Source organism: uncultured Lactobacillus sp. (assembly GCF_944327175.1).
GTDB lineage: Bacteria > Bacillota > Bacilli > Lactobacillales > Lactobacillaceae > Lactobacillus.
The window spans coordinates 17958-36325 of sequence record NZ_CALVGT010000017.1 but is presented as its reverse complement, the minus strand read 5'-3'; the positions used below and the strand labels follow the sequence as shown (position 1 = coordinate 36325).

20 protein-coding genes are annotated in these 18368 nt (G+C 50.6%); 18 read left to right on the top strand and 2 right to left on the bottom strand.

The genetic code is table 11. The annotated features are described in order from the left end of the window. Positions 1-17 precede the first annotated feature (17 nt). From Q0J41_RS02540 to Q0J41_RS02500, 9 genes are all read left to right on the top strand, one after another. Complete coding sequence (locus Q0J41_RS02540) at positions 18-980, top strand: serine hydrolase (protein ID WP_296225740.1); 963 nt, start codon at positions 18-20, stop codon at positions 978-980. A gap of 80 nt (positions 981-1060) precedes the next feature. Continuing rightward, positions 1061-1504: a CopY/TcrY family copper transport repressor gene (locus Q0J41_RS02535; protein ID WP_296225738.1), complete on the top strand. Its 444-nt coding sequence runs from the start codon at positions 1061-1063 to the stop codon at positions 1502-1504. After that, the gene (locus Q0J41_RS02530; protein WP_296225736.1) at positions 1498-1872 is read left to right on the top strand and encodes a cupredoxin domain-containing protein; all 375 of its coding nucleotides are present in this window, start codon (positions 1498-1500) and stop codon (positions 1870-1872) included. Before Q0J41_RS02535 ends, Q0J41_RS02530 begins: the two co-directional genes overlap by 7 nt. After that, entirely contained in the window at positions 1872-3791 is a 1920-nt protein-coding gene (locus Q0J41_RS02525; RefSeq protein ID WP_296225734.1) for a copper-translocating P-type ATPase, read from the top strand. The genes Q0J41_RS02530 and Q0J41_RS02525 overlap by 1 nt, the downstream gene beginning before the upstream one ends. Positions 3792-3928: 137 nt before the next feature. Next, the gene (locus Q0J41_RS02520) at positions 3929-4315 is read left to right on the top strand and encodes a CrcB family protein (RefSeq protein WP_296225732.1); all 387 of its coding nucleotides are present in this window, start codon (positions 3929-3931) and stop codon (positions 4313-4315) included. A gap of 4 nt (positions 4316-4319) precedes the next feature. Next, a complete protein-coding gene (gene crcB / locus Q0J41_RS02515; protein ID WP_296225730.1) occupies positions 4320-4679 on the top strand; it encodes a fluoride efflux transporter CrcB in 360 nt (119 codons plus the stop codon). Next, positions 4676-5431 carry a hypothetical protein gene (locus Q0J41_RS02510; RefSeq protein ID WP_296225728.1) on the top strand — a complete coding sequence of 252 codons (756 nt, stop codon included), beginning with the start codon at positions 4676-4678 and terminating at the stop codon, positions 5429-5431. The genes crcB and Q0J41_RS02510 overlap by 4 nt, the downstream gene beginning before the upstream one ends. Before the next feature lie 265 nt (positions 5432-5696). Then, the gene (locus Q0J41_RS02505) at positions 5697-6155 is read left to right on the top strand and encodes a low molecular weight protein-tyrosine-phosphatase (protein WP_296225727.1); all 459 of its coding nucleotides are present in this window, start codon (positions 5697-5699) and stop codon (positions 6153-6155) included. Positions 6156-6251: 96 nt separating this feature from the next. Further along, positions 6252-6908, top strand: coding sequence for an NAD(P)H-binding protein (locus tag Q0J41_RS02500; RefSeq protein ID WP_296225724.1), 657 nt, complete (start codon positions 6252-6254; stop codon positions 6906-6908). 86 nt (positions 6909-6994) lie between these two features. On the opposite strand, the gene Q0J41_RS02495 is transcribed toward Q0J41_RS02500, so the two are convergent. Beyond that, entirely contained in the window at positions 6995-8626 is a 1632-nt protein-coding gene (locus tag Q0J41_RS02495; protein WP_296225722.1) for an APC family permease, read from the bottom strand. Positions 8627-8884: 258 nt separating this feature from the next. On the opposite strand from Q0J41_RS02495, the gene msrA reads away from it, so the two are divergent. After that, positions 8885-9412: a peptide-methionine (S)-S-oxide reductase MsrA gene (msrA, locus tag Q0J41_RS02490; protein WP_296225720.1), complete on the top strand. Its 528-nt coding sequence runs from the start codon at positions 8885-8887 to the stop codon at positions 9410-9412. Between the two features lie 17 nt (positions 9413-9429). Next, positions 9430-10278, top strand: a complete 849-nt coding sequence (locus Q0J41_RS02485) for a patatin family protein (protein ID WP_296225718.1) — start codon at positions 9430-9432, stop codon at positions 10276-10278. An 82-nt stretch (positions 10279-10360) separates the two neighbouring features. Here the strand turns inward: Q0J41_RS02485 and Q0J41_RS02480 are convergent, their stop codons facing one another. Next, positions 10361-11242, bottom strand: a complete 882-nt coding sequence (locus Q0J41_RS02480; RefSeq protein WP_296225715.1) for a zinc ABC transporter substrate-binding protein — start codon at positions 11240-11242, stop codon at positions 10361-10363. A 108-nt stretch (positions 11243-11350) separates the two neighbouring features. On the opposite strand from Q0J41_RS02480, the gene Q0J41_RS02475 reads away from it, so the two are divergent. The 7 genes from Q0J41_RS02475 (at position 11351) to Q0J41_RS02445 (ending at position 18357) form a co-directional block, all read left to right on the top strand. Then, positions 11351-11872 carry a VanZ family protein gene (locus Q0J41_RS02475; protein WP_296225713.1) on the top strand — a complete coding sequence of 174 codons (522 nt, stop codon included), beginning with the start codon at positions 11351-11353 and terminating at the stop codon, positions 11870-11872. Between the two features lie 82 nt (positions 11873-11954). After that, positions 11955-12686, top strand: coding sequence for a YebC/PmpR family DNA-binding transcriptional regulator (locus tag Q0J41_RS02470; protein ID WP_296225711.1), 732 nt, complete (start codon positions 11955-11957; stop codon positions 12684-12686). A gap of 136 nt (positions 12687-12822) precedes the next feature. Beyond that, positions 12823-13842, top strand: coding sequence for a LacI family DNA-binding transcriptional regulator (locus Q0J41_RS02465; protein WP_296225709.1), 1020 nt, complete (start codon positions 12823-12825; stop codon positions 13840-13842). 176 nt (positions 13843-14018) lie between these two features. Continuing rightward, on the top strand, positions 14019-15311 hold the full coding sequence (locus tag Q0J41_RS02460) for a sugar ABC transporter substrate-binding protein (protein ID WP_296225707.1): 1293 nt from the start codon (positions 14019-14021) through the stop codon (positions 15309-15311). 46 nt (positions 15312-15357) lie between these two features. Next, positions 15358-16239, top strand: a complete 882-nt coding sequence (locus tag Q0J41_RS02455; RefSeq protein WP_296225705.1) for a carbohydrate ABC transporter permease — start codon at positions 15358-15360, stop codon at positions 16237-16239. Then, positions 16232-17077: a carbohydrate ABC transporter permease gene (locus Q0J41_RS02450; protein WP_296225703.1), complete on the top strand. Its 846-nt coding sequence runs from the start codon at positions 16232-16234 to the stop codon at positions 17075-17077. The genes Q0J41_RS02455 and Q0J41_RS02450 overlap by 8 nt, the downstream gene beginning before the upstream one ends. A 5-nt stretch (positions 17078-17082) precedes the next feature. Continuing rightward, positions 17083-18357, top strand: a complete 1275-nt coding sequence (locus Q0J41_RS02445; protein ID WP_296225701.1) for a glycoside hydrolase family 32 protein — start codon at positions 17083-17085, stop codon at positions 18355-18357. The last annotated feature ends 11 nt before the right edge of the window (positions 18358-18368 follow it).

Here is an 18368-nt window from a genome sequence, read left to right as displayed (position 1 = left end):
AAGAGGAAAAAATCACTATGGCAGAAATTGAAGAAAAAATCACTGATATTTTTAAAGAGGCGGTTAAGCAAAAAATAGTAAACGGGGTTTCTTATGCCTTAATTGACCAGGGAAGGATCAGCCGGCACTACCTGGGCCAGGCTGAGCCAGGACAATTCTATGACCTGGCCTCTTTGACCAAGGTGGTGGGGACGGCCAGCGGGATTTTTAAAGAAATAGATGAGGGGAAAATCAGCTTAGATGACCAGGTGGGGGACTTTTTCCCAGCGGCTTGTTCAGCTGTTACAGTAAAAGATCTGCTTTTGCATATCAGTGGCCTGCCGGCTGACTTGGACAATGTCTGGCAATACCAGAGCCCAAGGGAAGTCTGGGAGGCGGTATTAGCAACTAAGCCCCTTTATTTACCTGGCCAGGAGTCAATTTATTCCGACCTCAACTTCATTATCTTGGGCAAGATTTTAGAGCAGGTCAGCGGGCAGGACTTAAGCAGCTTTTTGCGGGAGGAGATTTTTGCCCCTTTGGGGATGCTGGAGACCGGCTTCTTGCTTAAAGGGAAAAGGGACCGCTTTGTCAAAACGGAAGTAACCAAAGAAAGAGGGCAGGTCTGGGGCAACGTCCATGACGAAACGGCCTGGCAAATGGGCGGTCTGGCCGGCCATGCCGGACTTTTTTCAACGCTGGATGACCTGGCCCGCTTCAGCTCTTTTTATCTGACGACGGATAGACCCTTTGTTACCAGCCTGTTTGACTATGACTGCTTTGAGCGTACCCTGGCCTGGATCCGCTGGCAAAAAGGCCGCCGCTTTCTCTGGCATACCGGCTTTACTGGCCCGGGATTAGGCCTGGACTTTGAAAATGGGCGGACCCTGGTTATTTTGGCCAGCTCAGTTTACCCCAAGCGGGGCAACGAGGCCTGGCTGCTAGCCCGCCGGCAGGCGGCCAAGACATTTTTTGGCGGCGGCTACCGGCAAGAAAAGTAAAAGATAATCCGTTGACAAATGTAAACGATAGTGTAGAATAGTATTTATAAAGGCTACAGATGTAAACGAGGAGGAAGGAAATGAACGAGGATTGCCGGATTTCAGACGCGGAATGGCAGGTTATGCGGGTTGTCTGGACCCTGGGTCAGGCCAATAGCAGCCAGATTATTGAACAATTAGCGGCAAAATGTGCCTGGAGCTCGTCAACGGTCAAAACTTTGCTGCGGCGCCTGGAAAAGAAGGGCTTTTTGCTGGTTGACCGGCAAGGTCACCGCTTCGTGTACCGGGCGGCTAAAGCAGAAGGCGAAGCGATGCATGAGAGCCTGACGGCTGAATTTGCTGCTATGTGCGACATGCACAAGGGAGAGATGCTTCTCCGGCTGCTGGATGACCTGCCTTTAAGCAAAAGCGACCTTGAAGCGATTGCCAAAAAGGCAGCTGAAAAGGCGAAGACAGCTCCGGAAAAAGTTGATTGCAATTGTTTAAGTGCTTGTGAACATATGGAAGGTGAACGGGAATGTTAGTTAATGGATTAGTAATTTTGGCTGCGGCAGCTTTGATCGGCTTGATCATCTGGTGGTTTTTCGGTAATTTCCAAAAGAGCAGCCAGCAGGCGGACCTGGCCAATGGCCGCCAGGAAGGGCAAGTGGTCGTCAAAGGCGGCTATGAGCCGGAAGTTCTCTACTTAAAGCAGGGCGTGCCGGCGGAAGTGACTTTTAAGATGGAAGACAAGACTTCCTGCCTCAGCCATGTGGTCTTTTCTTCGTTGGGCGTTGAAAAGGACCTAAGCAAGGAAAAGCTGGCCAAAGTCCAGATCCCAACTGACAAGGCCGGGGAAATCGACTACGCCTGCGGCATGGACATGTTTCGTGGAAAGATCGTGGTTAAGTAATGAAATTGACTAATTGGCGCCGCTTCTGGCTCTCCCTGCTTTTAGCCCTGCCGATGCTGGCCCAGATGCTGCTCATGATCTGGGGAATCATGCTGGCCGGGATTAAGACTTATTCGCTGATCGCGACCAGCTTGATTATGCTGGTCGCGGCTGGCCCCTACATTCAAAGCGCCTGGGCTGCTTTAAAACGCCACCAGGCCAACATGAACAGCCTGATCGCTATTGGCACCAGCGTGACTTATGTCTACAGCCTTTTTGCCTACTTCACGGGCCGGCCGGTCTATTTTGAAAGCGCGGCTTTTATCTTGATTTTTGTTTTGCTGGGGGATGCCCTGGAAGAAAAAATGCACGACCGGGCAGCGGCCTCATTAAACAAGCTGCTGGAACTGCAAGCCAGTGAAGCTGAAGTCAAGCGGGGAGAAGATTTTGTCAAGCTTCCCCTGGACCAGGTCAAGACCGGAGACATAATCAAGGTGCGGCCGGGCGGCAAGGTGCCGGTTGACGGCCGCCTGCTTTCCGGGCGAAGTAGCATCAATGAAGCCATGGTGACCGGGGAGAGCATGCCAGTCGCAAAAAAGCCGGGTGACAAGGTGATCGGGGCAACCATCAACGGCAGCGGCAGCTTTTTGATGGTGGCTGAACAAGTCGGGGAAGAGACCATGCTGGCCCAGATCGTCCAAGTGGTCAAGCAGGCCCAGAATTCCCGGGCCCCAATCCAAAAGCTGACGGACAAGGTCGCCAACTACTTTGTGCCGGCGGTTTTGATCACTAGCATTCTGGCCTTTGCCCTCTGGCAGGTCTTCAGCCCGGTAGGGCCGGTCCAGGCCATGCTCTACGCTGTTTCCGTCATCGTGATTGCCTGCCCGTGTGCCTTGGGCCTGGCAACTCCGACAGCCTTGATAGTGGCTAGCGGCCGCAGCGCCCGGATGGGCGTCTTGATCAAGGACGGGGAAATCCTGGAAGCAGCAGCGAAAATTAAGACCATTGTTTTTGACAAGACCGGGACTTTGACGGTCGGCCAGCCCCAGCTGGTTGACCAGGCGGGAGAGGCGGAAAGCCTCAGCCTGGCGGCCAGTCTAGAAGCAAATTCTGAACACCCCTTGGCCCAGGCCATCGTGACCAGCGCTAAAGAAGGCGGCCAGCGCCTTTGGCCAGTCAACGATTTTTCGGCTGAAGAAGGCAAGGGGGTAGAAGGCAAGGTAGCCGGGCACCTAGTCAAGGTGGGCCGGGCTGACTATGTTAGCGCCCCGGACGCTTGGCGCCAGCAGGCAAAAGGCTTGGCGGAAGCCGGCAAGACGGTAGTTTATGTGCAAAAAGATTCTGCCGTCATTGGCCTCTTAGCCCTGCAGGATGCTCCCCGCCCAGAAGCTAAAGCTGTCTTGGCAGAGCTTAAAAAGCGCGGAATCAAGACTGTCATGCTGACTGGCGATAACCAGCAGCTGGCGGAAAAAATCGGCCGGCAGCTAGGTATTGTCCAGGTTGAAGCCGGCCTTTTGCCCGGGGAAAAGGCAGACCGCTTGGCCAAGTTGAAAGAAGCAGGGCCAGTAGCCTTTGTCGGCGACGGGATCAATGACGCGCCAGCCCTGTCACTAGCTGATGTCGGCATTGCCATGGGCAGCGGGACTGACGTGGCTAAAGAAGCCGGCGGCATCGTCTTGATGACCAGCAACTTGACCGGGGTTCTGCGGGCACTTGACTTGTCCAAGCAGACCTTCACGCGGATTAAGCTGAACCTTTTCTGGGCCTTGATCTACAATTTGATCGGGATTCCGGTTGCTGCCGGCCTCTTCTCCTTTATTGGGGTCAGCCTCAGTCCGGAACTGGCGGCTTTGGCCATGGCCTTCAGTTCCGTCTCAGTCCTGCTCTCATCTCTCATGCTGAACTGGACCAAGGTTGCCGGGGCCAGCGAAAGTAGATAAAGCAACTATGAAATAATAAAATAAAGCTTTAAATGGAAGTGCCAGGCTGGTGCTTCCATTTTTTGTTTGCCTTTAAAGCGCTTTCTGATGTAATCTAATAATTAGTGCGTTAATAAACGATGTAGGAAGAGACAAATATGGATGCAGTAAAAAATTATCTTAGCGTGGCTTTTTTTGCCTTTTGGGGCGGTCTGGCCCGCTATGGCTTAACGGAAGCATTTTCCTTTTACGGGACGGTGATTGCCAACCTTTTGGGCTGCTTTCTTCTGGCTTTTTTGACTTACTTTTTCCTAAGAAAAGCGAGCACCCGGGCCTGGCTGAACGCCGGCCTGGGGACCGGCTTTGTCGGGGCCTTTACGACTTTCTCCAGCTTCAACCTGGACGCCTTCAAGCTCCTGCTTGGTGGGCAGAGTCTGGGGGCTTTGCTTTACTTCATCGGCACGATCGCGGCTGGTTTCCTCTTTGCCTGGGCAGGCAAGCAGGCAGCCAACCTTGCCGCAGACAAACTTTTGGAAAGGGGGTAACAAGATGATTTTCGCGGTTGGATTTGGGGCCAGCCTAGGAGCGGTAGCCCGCTACGCTTTGACCAGTTATGGCAAGAAGCACTGGATGCAGGGGACAGCTTTTCCTTGGCCGACTCTGTTGATCAATCTGACAGGGAGCTTTTTGCTGGGCCTGGCTTTTGCCTTGCAGCTACCGGCTAGAGTCTATGCCTTCTTAGGCACCGGCGTCCTGGGCGGCTACACGACTTTTTCTACCTTGAACACGGAAATGGTCTCTTTGGCTGAAAACGGGCAAAAGCACGTCCTCAAGCGTTATCTGCTGGCCAGCTATCTGGGCGGGGCTGTCCTTTTGACTGGCGGATATTATCTTGGAAGCCTGCTATGAAAAAAAGCCAACTAATTCTGCGCAAGAGCTTGTGCAGCCTGGCAGCCATAATTTCCCTGGTCGCTCTTTTGAGTAGCCCTGTCACCTTTAAAATGTATGAGGTCAAGGACTATGCGTCCAGTTTAATCGACACTTTTGCCAATCAAAGCGATGGCGGTGCCATGTCGATCGCGGCTAAAGCGGCGGTTGAGTCGGGTCTGAAGCAGGACCTGGTGGATCAGTTGCCAGACAAGGTAGAGATCAGCGAGTCCTATCTCAGCCTCTACCGGCTGGTTTCCCGCTACCGGCAAAACAAGCGCCTGCAGTCAAGCAATTTAAAGCTGCCAGCCAAGAACAAGGTCCAGCTTTTTATGGATGATTTAATTCTCTATTTGGTCAATAGCGAACTGAAGGTACATGAAGGGGAATTGCAGCAGATTACGCAAATCTACCAGCTCTCCTTGTGGATCATCTGCGTCCTTTACTTGCTGGGCGTGGCCCTACTCCTCTTCAACCGTTACTGGTCCTGGCTGCCTTTTGTGCTGGGAGCGGCTAGTGCCTTTGGCTTCCAGGTCTTTATTACCCATACCTTGACGGAAATGGTCCAAAAGGAAGTTTACTCCAAGATGCTGTTCACCTACTCCTGGGGCAGCTGGGCTGGCTTTCTCCTGGCCCTGGCCCTGGCCGGCTACCTTTTTTATCTGGATGTTTGCCGCTACCGGACAAAAAAGGGGACAAGCAAAGTTGCGGATAAAGAAGCTAAAAATAATTAAGAAACTATGTTAAGAGTCAAGGCGGCTAGTCTTGACTCTTTTTATGCCGGGAAAAGCCCTGCTTTTTCTTATGGAAAGAGGGACTCTGCTTGCTCTGCTATAACAACTTTTATATAATATAAAAAATAGATTAATACTGGGCAATTGATGTGACCCCCAAAATTGGGACACTAATTTCGGGGGTTATATCACTGAGGCGTCTCTTTTTCCTTTGAAAAAGCTGCATGCTATAATATTTTTTGCACTTTAGGGAAAGGTGACAAAAATGCGGAAAATTTTATTTTTATGCCATGGCAACATCTGCCGGTCGCCAATGGCCGAATTTATCATGAAGCAGCTCCTGGCTGAGGCCGGCAAGGCTGACCAGGTGGAAGTTGCTTCCGCGGCCGTGACGGGCGATGAAATTATTGGCGGGGTCGGCAATCCGCTGGACCCCCGGGCCCAAAGGGAACTGACCAAGCACGGGGTGCCTTTTAGCCAGCACCGGGCCCGGCTCTTGACCCGGGAAGACTATGACAAGTATGATTACTTGATCGCCATGGACAGTGAGAACTTCATGGCTATGAACCAGATTTGCGGGGGAGACTCGGAAAGAAAGCAGTACAAGCTGCTTCAATTTGCCGGCAGCTATGATGACATTGATGATCCCTGGTATACAAATGACTTTGACCTGGCCTTCCAAGAGATCAGCCGGGGTTGCCGGGGCCTGTTAGACCAGCTTTAGGCTGGGAATTTACGAAAACGCTTAAAGCGAGTACAATTAAGGGTGTAAGTTGTAAGAAATTTTTTAATTGTTTTTGGAAATAGTAAGGATTTGTTTATGAAAAAGTATGTCATTTTACACCCAACTGGCCGGATCTCCCGCCTGGTCATCAAGCACTTGCTGGCTGCCCCCCAGTTCAGTGACGTGGAGCTGGAACTTTTGACCCAGCGGCCGGAACTTTTGGCAGACCTGGCAGAGGCTGACCGGATCAAGCTGACCGAAGGGACGGCAACCGACCTGGACAAGATCCTGGAAGTTACCAGGGACGCCGACCTGGTCTTTTTGGGCAAGGTTGACGACAAGAAGTTCACGGTGATCAGCAAGAACCTGGTTAAGGCAAGCCAGGAAAACGACTTTGACCGGGTTATTGAATTAAGCCTGGCCGGCCTCTACTATGAAATTCCCGGGGAATTCGGCACCTGGGTTGATGAATGGGTGGGCTCTGGCCGCTTTTTGCCAGCCAGAGAGGCTGCCCGCCGTCTGGAAGAAGCTGACCTGGACTACACCTTGATCAGAATGCCGGCCTTGACTGACTGGCCAGATGTCAAGTACTCCTTGACCGGCCGCTATGACGAATTCGTCGGCACCTCGGTTTCAAGAGCCAGCGTGGCTGACCTGGTCTTGCAGATCATGGCTGATCCAAGCCAGTACTCCCGCGCCAGCGTCGGCATCTCCCAGCCGGAAACGGCGGGTTACGTCCGGCCAGTTTACTAAAATAAGCCAAAGAAAAAGGCCTGCACGAGCGTGCAGGCCTTTTTGGTTTAAAAATATCGCATATTGTTTTTTAGCCGTTATTGCCTTTACTTGCTGCCTTTAGCCCCTTTTGGCAGGCGGCGGCCAATCAGCCAGACAGCTAAGATGGCGATGACTGATTCAATGACAATGTAGAGGGCCCGCAGCTTGATAGTGGTCCCGCCCAGCCAGACGTTGAAGACGATTGAGCCCAAAACCAGGGTAATCATCCAGGTCCATTGCTGCTTGTCAAAGGCCAGGCCGTATTCTTCTTCTCTTCTGCGGATGCCCGGGAAGATCCCGCCCAGGCCGATCAAGACCAGGCAGGCTACGATATTGATGGAGAGTTCATACCACCAAACCCAGCTTCCTTCCTTGACGTCTTGGGGCATGAAGCCTAAGACCGTAGCGACAGCCGTGACGGCCAGGAGGGCAAAGCCGACCCACCAGGCAAAAGTGTCATTTTTAATATAGCGGTAAACTGACGGGTACTTAGAGGAATTTTTGCCCCGGACCTTCATGAAGGAGTAGAAGATCCAGCAGGTAACAGCTGGAGAGATGATCCCGTTCAAGTTCAAAAGCCAGTTGAAGATGTCGTTCATGTCCGGCAGGAAAATCCCCAGAACCATGATAAAGCCGCTCAAAAAGACAGTCAGAATGTAGCCGTTGATCGGCAGGCCGTCCTTATTGGTCTTCTTGAGGAACTTCGGCATGTACTTGTCCCCGGTGTCGGAGATCAGCATTCTGGTCATGGCGTCCAGCAAAACGGACAAGAGGGCCACATTGTAGAAGAAGGAGGCCCAGGCGTAGATGTAGACAAACAAGTTGCCCACGCCGAATTGCTTGCCCATGGCGCCGAAGACATAGTATTCACCGTTCATCTTCAAGTCGTTTGGCATGTGGTTGGCATCGATGTAGATGCCCAGGGCAATTGAGCCGAAGATGGTCAAAAAGCAGGTCATGAGGGCCAGGGCGATCATGGCCTTAGGGAATTCCCGCTTCGGGTCCTTCATCCTGGTTACGTATGGGGCGACCAGTTCAGACCCGTTGACGGCATAGATCAGCATCCCCACGGTTGAGAAGTATTTGAGGTCGAACTTGGGGATGATGGTCTTCCAGGTAAATGGTGTCGCGGTCTTGCCGCCGGACTTGGCCAGGCCGGCAAAGGCCAAGAGCACGAAGAGGATGGTCATGATGAACATGGCCCAGCCCCCGATGTTAGACAAAATTTCCATTGACTTAGAGAATTTGTGCTCCAGCAGGGTCAAAAGGATAAAAATGACAAAGGTGATGGCCGTAAACATGGCGGTTGAAAGGAATTTCGGGTCTTCAAACTCGTCAGTCCCGGTCAGCCCCCAGCCGACGTCGACCAAAAGGCAGTTGGCCGTGTCGACCACGTAGGGAATCGAAGCGGCCCAGTAGGTCCAGGCCGTGAAATAGCCCAAAAACTCACCGTCAGTGGCTCTGACCCAAGAGGAGAGGCCGCCGCCTTCATGGTTGAAAACGGAGCCCAAGTGGCCAACGATCAAAGCGTAAGGAACCACGTAAAGGAACATCATCAAAACCCAGGAGGTGATGACCGCCATCCCTTGGTTTTGGAAGTTGTACATGATATCTTCCAGCCCGATGACCGTAACAAAGGCCATCATGGCTAAAGTCTGCCAGGAAATATAATTTCCCTTTTTATCTAATTCGTCCATAAAAAATCCTTCCTGTTAATCACTTGCACTAACAAGAAGTCTGGCCCGGGGACTTGTTCAGCGAATCCATTTTCATCTCCAATCTAGCGATTATTAAGCTTTTTTAAAGCAAAATCTATTTTACAGTACTTATAAAGGGAAAAATAGTCTTTTAACCATGATAACGGTTCCTGGGCGAATATTTTCTGAGCAGAAGATTTCCCATCTGTTTTATTTGGAGTACAATTAAGGACAAGTTAAATTTGACGAGGTGATTTTATGGAGAAAAAATTAGACAGCGCGATTTTCGCAGGCGGCTGCTTTTGGTGCATGGTTGCTCCTTTTGACACTTTGCCGGGCATTGAGAGCGTCACGGCGGGCTACACGGGCGGGCACGTGCCTAATCCGACTTATGAACAAGTTTGCAGCCACACGACTGGCCACACCGAAGCGGTCAAGATCGTCTTTGACCCGGACCTTATGTCTTATGAGGACTTGCTGGGCTACTACTGGCAGGTGACGGACCCGACCGATGCCAGCGGCCAGTTCCAGGACCGGGGGGACAACTACCGGCCGGTGATTTTTTACAATTCACCAGAGCAGAAAGCGGCAGCGGAAAAGTCCAAGCAGGAACTGGCGGAAAGCGGCCGCTTTGATGACCCGATCGTGACCAAGATTGAACCGGCAGCCCCTTTTTATGAAGCGGAAGACTATCACCAGCAGTTCTATTTAAAGCATCCAGTCCGCTACGCGGCTGAAGAAGCCGGCGGCCGGGCCCAGTTTATCAAGGAGCACTGGGGCAAGTAGGCATTAGGGGGGATGGCATGAAGAAAGGTTTAGTGTTGGAGGGCGGCGCCATGCGAGGCCTGTATACGGCCGGGGTGACGGACGTCCTCATGAAATACGGGATCAAGTTTGACGGGGCGGTTGGCGTTTCAGCCGGAGTGGCCTTTGGCTGCAACTATAAGTCCCTGCAGCCCGGGAGAGTTTTACGCTACAACCTCCGCTACGGTGGCCGGCCCCAGTTTAAGAGCTGGCGGTCCTGGCTGAAGACCGGGGATCTCTATGGAGCGGGCTTTTGCTACTACACTTTGCCGGAAGTACTGGATCCTTTTGACACGGCGGCCTTTGCCAGAAACCCCATGGACTTCTGGTGCGTGGCAACGGACGTGGAAACGGCTCAGCCGGCCTACCACAAATTGACCACCGGCAAGGGGCGGGATGTGGCCTGGATCCGGGCTTCAGCCTCGATTCCTTTTTTTGCCCGGCCGGTTAAAATCGGCAGTCGCGCTTACTGGGACGGGGGAGTCAGCGACTCCATCCCGGTCCGCTTTCTTTTGGACAAGGGATATGACAAGGCAGTGGTTATTTTGACCCAGCCAGCTGGCTATCAAAAAGGACCGTCACGCCTGCAGCCAGTCGTTGACCGGGTCTTGAAAAAGTACCCGGCGGTCGTGGCGCGCCTAAGGCAGCGGCATTTGGAATATAATGACTGCCTGGCTTATATCGCCAAAGAGGAAGCAGCTGGCCGCCTCTTTGTCTTCCGGCCCAGCCAGGGGATCGACGTCAGCGCCATGGAGAAGGATTCCAACCGCCTCAAGGCGGTCTACCAGGTTGGTGTCAGGGATGCCAAGCGGCAAATGGCTGCCTTGAAGGAATTTTTACAAGACTGATGATATGCAAAAACGGTGACTGAGCTAAGGCTCAACCACCGTTTTAATTTGCACTTGTTAAGTGTTCTCTCTTTATTCTCTTTTAGTCGCCGAACTTGGCCAGCTTCTGGTAGTTGGCCAGCATCCAGTCAGCATAGCTGATCTTGTTTGGCATGGTCTCGCGGACTTCCACGATCGGGATGCCCTGCTTCTTGGCCTTCTTGACGAAGGACTTGACCATGTCTGAGCTGGCCTGGGTGTTGTTGACGAAGAAGGCGATCTGCTTTTTCTTGATAGCCTCATTCATCTGAGCGATCACGGCCGCGCTTGGGTCGGTTTCTTTTTCAGTAGCTTCTTCAAAGTTCTTGTTGCCGATCTTGAAGCCGGTCCGTTCTAGAGCGTAGTCAAAAACCGGTTCGCTGACGAAGACCGGCTTGGCATCTTTACCCTTGATCTGGTCAGCTAGTTTTTCAATCTTGGCGATCTTCTTCAAGTACTTCTTGGCCTGGGCCTGGTAGTAGCTGGTGTGCTTTTCGTCAAGCTTAGAGAGCTTCTTGACCAGGTAGGTGACATACTTTTTCGGCATATTTAAGTTGTACCAGATGTGGGGGTTGGCGCTGGAATCCAGCTGCATCAAGTCTTCCCCAACCTTGACGGCTTTTTTGCCGTTGGAGGCAGCCAGGTTGCCCATCCAGCTGTCATAGCCCATCCCGTTGGCAACGATGATGTCGGCGTCAGCCATCGTCTTGGCGGCATTGGTCGTCGGCTCATAGTCATGAGGGTCAGAGTTGCCGTTGGCGATCAAGGCGGTAGCCTTCCCGTATTTGCCGACGATATTTTGGGCGATGTCGGCATAAATATTGGTCGAAGTTATAATCTTGATCTGGCTCTTGGAAGTTTGTTCATCCTTGGCGCAGCCGGCTAAAAAGAGAGTGGCCAAAAGTAAAATTGGCCAGATAATTAACTGTCTGTATTTTTTCTTCATAAATCTTTTCCTTTCAAGATTTACAGCACGCCTGCAAATCATACTAGAATACGGGAAAAACAACCAAAAGTCAATAAGAATGACGAAAATAATGGTAAAATAAACGACATGAATGATTTTAAGTTTAGCAAAAGAGAAAAAGTTTACCTCCTCCTGGCCCTGGCTGTCTTGGTCATGCTCTTCATCTCAAGCTCGATGACCTACCATGAGCAGAAGATGAAGGCCGGTTTTATCCATACCTACCTGAGCTGGCTGGAAGATTTGATTCACCGGCTCAACATCTATTACGGCGGGGTCTGGCACAATGTCAAGACTGACGGGTCAGCCGGCTTTACCCAGTTCGTGGTCCGGAAAATGGCCCACTTTACCAGCTACTTCTTCTATGGCCTTTTTGCCTATCTGGGTCTGCGGCGAGTTTTTGTTATCAAATGGACCGGCCCCCTCTTTGTCTGGGCCAGCGCTTTTGCCTTCGCGGCTATGGATGAGTTCCACCAGTTCCTAACCGGGGACCGGACCCCCAGTGTGCACGACGTGATGCTGGACGCCAACGGGGCCTTGCTGGCCATTGTTTTGGCGGTGATTTTTTATCAAATGAGGCAGGAGCGGGAGCGAAAAAAGTCGGCCATTTAAGGGCTGAAACCGTTGAATTTCTGCCCTTCCTGAGTTATTATAAAAAAGTTGATTATATTAATTACAGAAAGAAGGATCCTAAATGTCAGGACATTCAAAATGGCACAATATTCAAGGCCGCAAGAATGCGCAAGACGCTAAGAGAGGGAAGGTTTTCCAAAAGCTCTCCCGTGAAATTTACATGGCTGCAAAGAGTGGTGGTCCTGACCCTTCAGGTAATCCAAGCTTGCGTTTGGTTATGGACAAGGCACGGGCTGCCAACATGCCAAAGGACAACATCCAACGGGCCATCAAGAAGGCTGAAGGCAACTCAGACGAACACTACGATGAAGTAACTTACGAAGGTTACGCACCGGGTGGTGTTGCCATCCTGGTTGAAGCCTTGACTGACAACAAGAACCGGACTGCCTCATCCGTACGCGTGGCCTTCACCCGCAACGGCGGCAGCCTTGGTGCTACGGGGTCAGTTGCCTACATGTTCGACCGCAAGGGCTACATTGTAATCGACCGGTCAACTACTGACGCAGACGAAGACCAAATGCTGATGGACGTTATGGAAGCCGGCGGCGACGACCTGCAAACCAGCGACGACGCTTACGAAATCTACACTGACGCCAAGAGCTTCACTGCTGTCCGCGATGCTTTGGAAAAGGCCGGCTACAAGCTGGCAGTTTCCGAACTGACCATGGTGCCGCAAAACACCACTCCGGTTCCAGACGACAAGAAGGAACAATTCGAAAAGCTGGTTGACGCTTTGGAAGACGACGATGACGTTTCCAACGTTTACACCGCTGCAGCTGAAGACGAAGAATAAGCAAGCTGTAAATTAAGCTATCCAAAACACGACTTTCTGAGGAAAGCCGTGTTTTTTGACGGACTTGGGACAAAGAGCGTATATTAAAAAGAGCGTATATTAAATACAGGACAATAAACAAATCGGGGTGGTTAAAATGCCGACAATGAAGGACGTGGCCAAGAAGGCTGGAGTAAGTTTAGGGACGGTTTCCAGAGTCATCAACCATGCCAGCGGGATCAAGCCAGCCACCTTGGCCAAGGTCAAGCAGGCAATTGAAGAACTGAACTATATCCCGGATCAGTATGCGCGCGGCTTGAAGATTCAGCGGTCGATGACAATCGCTTTGATGGTGCCGACGATCTGGAACTCCTTTAACGCGGAATTTGCCTATCACGTGGAAAAGGCATTAGATAAGCAAGGCTATAAAATGCTGCTCTGCGACTATGACGCTGATCCCAAGCGAGAACTGGATTATATCCAAATGGTCAAGGAAAACAAAATTGACGCGATTATTGGAATCAGCTATGGTGATATCGATAAATATGTTGATTCACGCCTGCCCTTTATTTCGATTGACCGTTATTATAAACAGCGGGTTTCTTACGTCGCCAGTCAGAACTATGAAGGGGGCCGCATGGCTGCGGCCGAACTGCTAAAGCACGGGGCCAGACACCTAGCCTTTGTCGGCAGCTACAACCAGTATCCCAACGATACCAGACGCCGGTATGAAGGCTTTTGTGACTACTTAAAAGAAAGAGAGCTGCCAATTTTGGCAATCCGGGAACTAGAACCGGTTGCCAGCTTTTTCCCTTTATTGGATCAGCTGTTTGACCAGCACCCTGAGATCGATGGGCTTTTTTGCAATACGGATACACTCTTATATGATGTCTGGCGCTGGAGCTTTGCCCGTGGCATCGTAGTCCCCCAGCAGCTGCAGCTGGTAGGCTATGATGGCATGAGGATGACTGAACAGCAGCGGTTGCCGGTTTCAACAATTGCCCAGCCGATCAAGGCGATGGCAGAGATGGCCGTTAAATTGGCCCTGGACAAGCTGGAAAATCCAATGATGAAGGAAAAGCACATCTTCTTCCCAGTCAAGTTTGTCGAAGGCTTTACGACTAAGAATAACTGCAGCCAAGACTGGGACAAGCTGCTCAAAGATCCCATGCCTTGATAAAAATACCTGGCAAAAAATAAAAATATTTTCTATAATAGCGCTTGACATCTCCTGCAAGCGCTATTATAGTTAATATTGTAAAATGAAACGTTTCAAAAAGTGGTCAAAAATCGTTCGGCCACTTTTAAATAAGATGGAATTTGAAACGTTTCAAATTCATAGGAGGAAAAAATATGAAGCATTGGAAAATTGGCGTGATGACGGTGGCAGCCTTGGCTGGCTTGAGCTTGACAGCCTGCTCAAATGGATCAAAAAACGCTGACAGCAAGGACATTACCATGTGGGTTCACTTCTCAAATACTGACCCAGAAGGCAAGGCCTTGGCCAAGAACATCAAGGATTTCAACAAGAGCAACAAGCATGGCTATCATGCAACTGTCAAGTATATCCCGCGGTCAGGTTCAGGTGGCGGTTATGAAGACAAGCTGAACGCGGCCGTGAACTCCGGCAGTTTGCCAGATGTTTTGACTTTGGACGGGCCAAATACGGCGGCTTACGCCAATGCTAAGATTATCCAACCAGTTGGCCAGTATATCACCAAGAAGGATGATATCCTGCCAACTATCAAGGCCCAGGGGACTTACAAGGGTAAGCTTTACGCAGTTGGCTACTCAGAATCAAGCATTGGTTTTTACTACAACAAGAAGATGTTCAAGGCAGCCGGTATCAGCGATTCTGAATTGCCAACTTTGAGCAAGCCATGGACTTGGGACCAGTTTAACGCGATCTGCAAGAAGTTGCATGACAAGTACAAGACGCCAATTTTGAACATGAGCTTGAACGACCACTCAGAAATGTCCTTGTACTCACTGGCACCATTTATTTGGTCAGCTGGCGGCGACATTACCAACAAGGCTGGCACTAAGGCTGTGGGCTACTTCAATTCCAAAGAAACTGCTTCAGCCGTGAAGTTTATCCAAGACTTGGTTAAGAACAAGTACACCACTGTCAGCCCAAAGGACAAGGGCTTTGAAACTGGCAAGTACGCGATGCTGATGACTGGGACTTGGGAAGTGCAAACTCTGAAGACCCAATACAAGAACCTTGACTGGGGCGTTTTGCCTTACCCAGTATCACCAAAGACCAAGAAGCTGGTTTCTCCAACTGGTTCATGGCAATATGCAATGTCATCCCAAGCCAAGAACAAGAAGGCTGCTGGGGCCTTAGTCAACTACCTGGCTGGCACTAAGGCCAGCTACCGGACCGACATGGCCAACACTGTTTTGCCAGCCCGGAAGTCAACTTCTAAGCTGATGCTGAAGCAGGCTGATGAAGCAACCAAATTCTTTATCAAGCAAAACCAGCAAAGCGGCCACGCCCGTCCAGTTATCGTCAACTACCCGCAAATCACCAGAACTTTTGCTGAAACCCTGCAAGATGCGACTTACAAGCCAAATACCGATGTGCAAAGCCTGTTGAACAAGCAGGCCAAGGTAATGCAAAAGTACCTGGACCAAAAGAACTAGACTTGCATTTGACAGGTAAACAGAGTTTTTGAGAAGAGGAAACAAAATGAATCAAAAAGGCTGGCACAAGCAAGTTGGCTGGCTCTATGTCTTGCCAGCATTGCTACTGCTGTTGACATTCTTGATTATTCCATTCTGCATGTCAGTCAACTATTCTTTTACTGACTACAACATGCTGACCCCAGGTCTGAAAAAGTTTGTCGGCTTGCAAAACTATATCCAAACCCTTACAGACCCGGTCTTTATCAAGAGTTTGCGCAATATTCTGCAATTTGTGGTCTTCATTATCCCAATTCAGTTGGGGATGGCCTTAGGCTTAGCTTTGATCGTTAATAAAAAGCGGCCGGGTAACATGTTCTTTAAGATCTCATTCTTTGCCCCAAACGTGGTTTCATTGACGGTTACTGCCGTTTTGTGGATGTATATTGTCAACCCTGACCAAGGTTTGCTGAACAACTTGCTTGGCTTGATTCATATCAGTCCGCAGCCGCTCTTGACTTCACCTAAACAGGCGATGTTTGTCATCATCGGGATTTCTGCCTGGCAGGGAGCTGGCTACCAAATGCTGATTTTCCTGGCTGGTTTGCAGGATATTCCCCACAGCTTGTATGAGGCGGCTGAATTAGATGGAGCCAATGCCTGGCAGCGTTTCCGCCACATTACCATGCCGTCTTTGCGGCCAACGACGATGATGATTATGACTACGACCTTGATTGCGGCTTTGAATTTGATGACCCAAGCCATGATCATGACCCAGGGTGGGCCGGACAACGCGACGATGACGCCAATCTACTACATTTACCGGACTGGCTTTACGGACAGACAACTGGGCCTGGCCTCCGCGATGAGTGTCATCTACGGTATCGTCATTATCTTCTTTACGATCATTCAAAGAAAGGTTGAAGGGAGAGCGCAAAAAGATGACTAGAAAAAGATTCAATCTGATCTGGACGACTGTCTTGATTACTTTGATTGCCTTGTTCTTCTTATTCCCATTGGTTTGGATGATTACTTCATCCATGAAGAGCGAAGCAGAAATTTACAAAAATATGACCAGCTGGAAGGCCTTCCTGCCATCAGCTAATATCAATGAATGGTTTGGGGCTTACGCGCAACTGTTCAAGCGTTTCCCAATCATGCACTATATTTTGAACTCAGTGACTTATGCCCTGTGTCTTACCGCTGGATCTTTAGTCATTAATGGTTTGGCCGGTTATGGTTTTGCCAAGTTCAAATTTACTGGCAACAAGATTTTGTTCAGCATCTTGATCGCGATGATGGTTATTCCAGGCGCGACCTTGATCATCCAGCAATTCCAGATTGCCAAAAACATGGGTCTGCTGAACACGATCCTGGCAGTTGTTTTGCCGGGGATGGCGAGTCCTTTCTACATCTACATGTTCAAGAATGCCTTTGAAGCCATCCCGGAAAGCGTTAGTGAAGCCGCAGCCATGGAAGGGGCCGGCAGCTTCCGGATCTTCTGGAATATTCTCTTGCCAATGGCTAAGCCAACCATTGCCACGGTCGGCACTCTGGCCTTTATCGGCAGCTGGAACGACTACGTTTGGCCACTGATGGTCTTAAACGACTCAAGCCAGTTCCCGCTCCAAGTGGCAATTACCAATGTCAATGTAACCCAGCCAGTCTACATGAACCAAGTGATGGCTATCTTGACGATCTCTACGATTCCATTGGTCTTGGTCTACATTTTCGCGCAAAAGTACCTGGTCCAAGGTTTGGGCTCAGCAGGTAATGGTGACAAATAATGACAATGAACGCTAATCAATATATCTATCAAAAAGTCCGGGCTCTTGACCAAGATCCTTTCCGGCCAGACCAGCACTTTACGGCGCCGGTTGGCTGGATCAATGATCCAAATGGCTTGATTTACTTTAAGGGCTGGTACCACCTTTTCTGCCAGTACAACCCTTACGGGGCCCATTGGGATACCATGCACTGGTACCATGCCCGCAGCAAGGACTTGAAGCACTGGGAAGACTTGGGGGTGGCCCTGGAGCCAGACCAAGCTTACGAGAGAAAGGGCGGAGTCTTTTCCGGCTCTGCCATCGTCAAGGATGACCGCTTATATCTACTCTACACGGCCCACCACGTTGCCAGTGACGGGACGATTGATGAGACTCAGTGCCTGGCGTATTCAGACGATGGCTTGAATTTCGAAAAATATCCCGAAAACCCGATTTTAACGGCGGCCGATGGCCCAGCCGGACTAGCCAAGGCTGACTTCCGGGACCCAAAGGTCTTTGAACATGGCGGCAGCTACTACCTGGTTGTTGCCGGGGCGGTAAATGGTCACGGGCAGGTTCTCCTGTTTAAATCAGCCGACCTGGTCAAGTGGGAATATGTTTCAGCCATCTTGAAGGACCAGCCATATATGGGCCGGATGACTGAATGCCCAGACTATTTTGAAATTGATGGTCAAGCCTTCTTGGCCTTCAGTACGATTCATGGTGATGGTCACTTCAGCACAGTCAATATTGTCAAGGGAGAAATGGACTGGGAAAGCGGAGAAATGACCCCGCTTGACCAGCAGCTCTTCGACGCCGGTCCTGACTTCTATGCTTCACAATCATTCACTGACAAAGATGGCCGGCGAATCATGATTCCTTGGCTGAGAAGCGTGGATCAAGCTGACTACCTGGCTGATACTGGCCATAATTGGAATGGCATGATGGGCTTGCCGCGCCGGCTCAGCCTGCTTGATGGGCAATTGGTCCAAAGCCCGGTAACTGAGTGGAAGGAATTTGGCCCTGAAGTTGAAAATGGAAGTTATCAATTGCCAGACTTCAAGCCTGGCAAGAAGCTGAGCTTGATCGGCACAAACGGGCGGATTGAAATCAGCCGCCAGCCGGACTGCTATCAAGTCGCGGTTGTCTCGCCAATTTACCAGCGGTCATACCAATTGCCAGCAGCTGGTGATGACTTGAGCCTTAATTTTGATAATTCATGCCTGGAGCTGTTTGCCCAAAAGCAGACTTTAAGTCTTTTTACCTTCATTTACGGGATTAAGCAAGCAATCTGGGAATAAGTGAGGAAGAG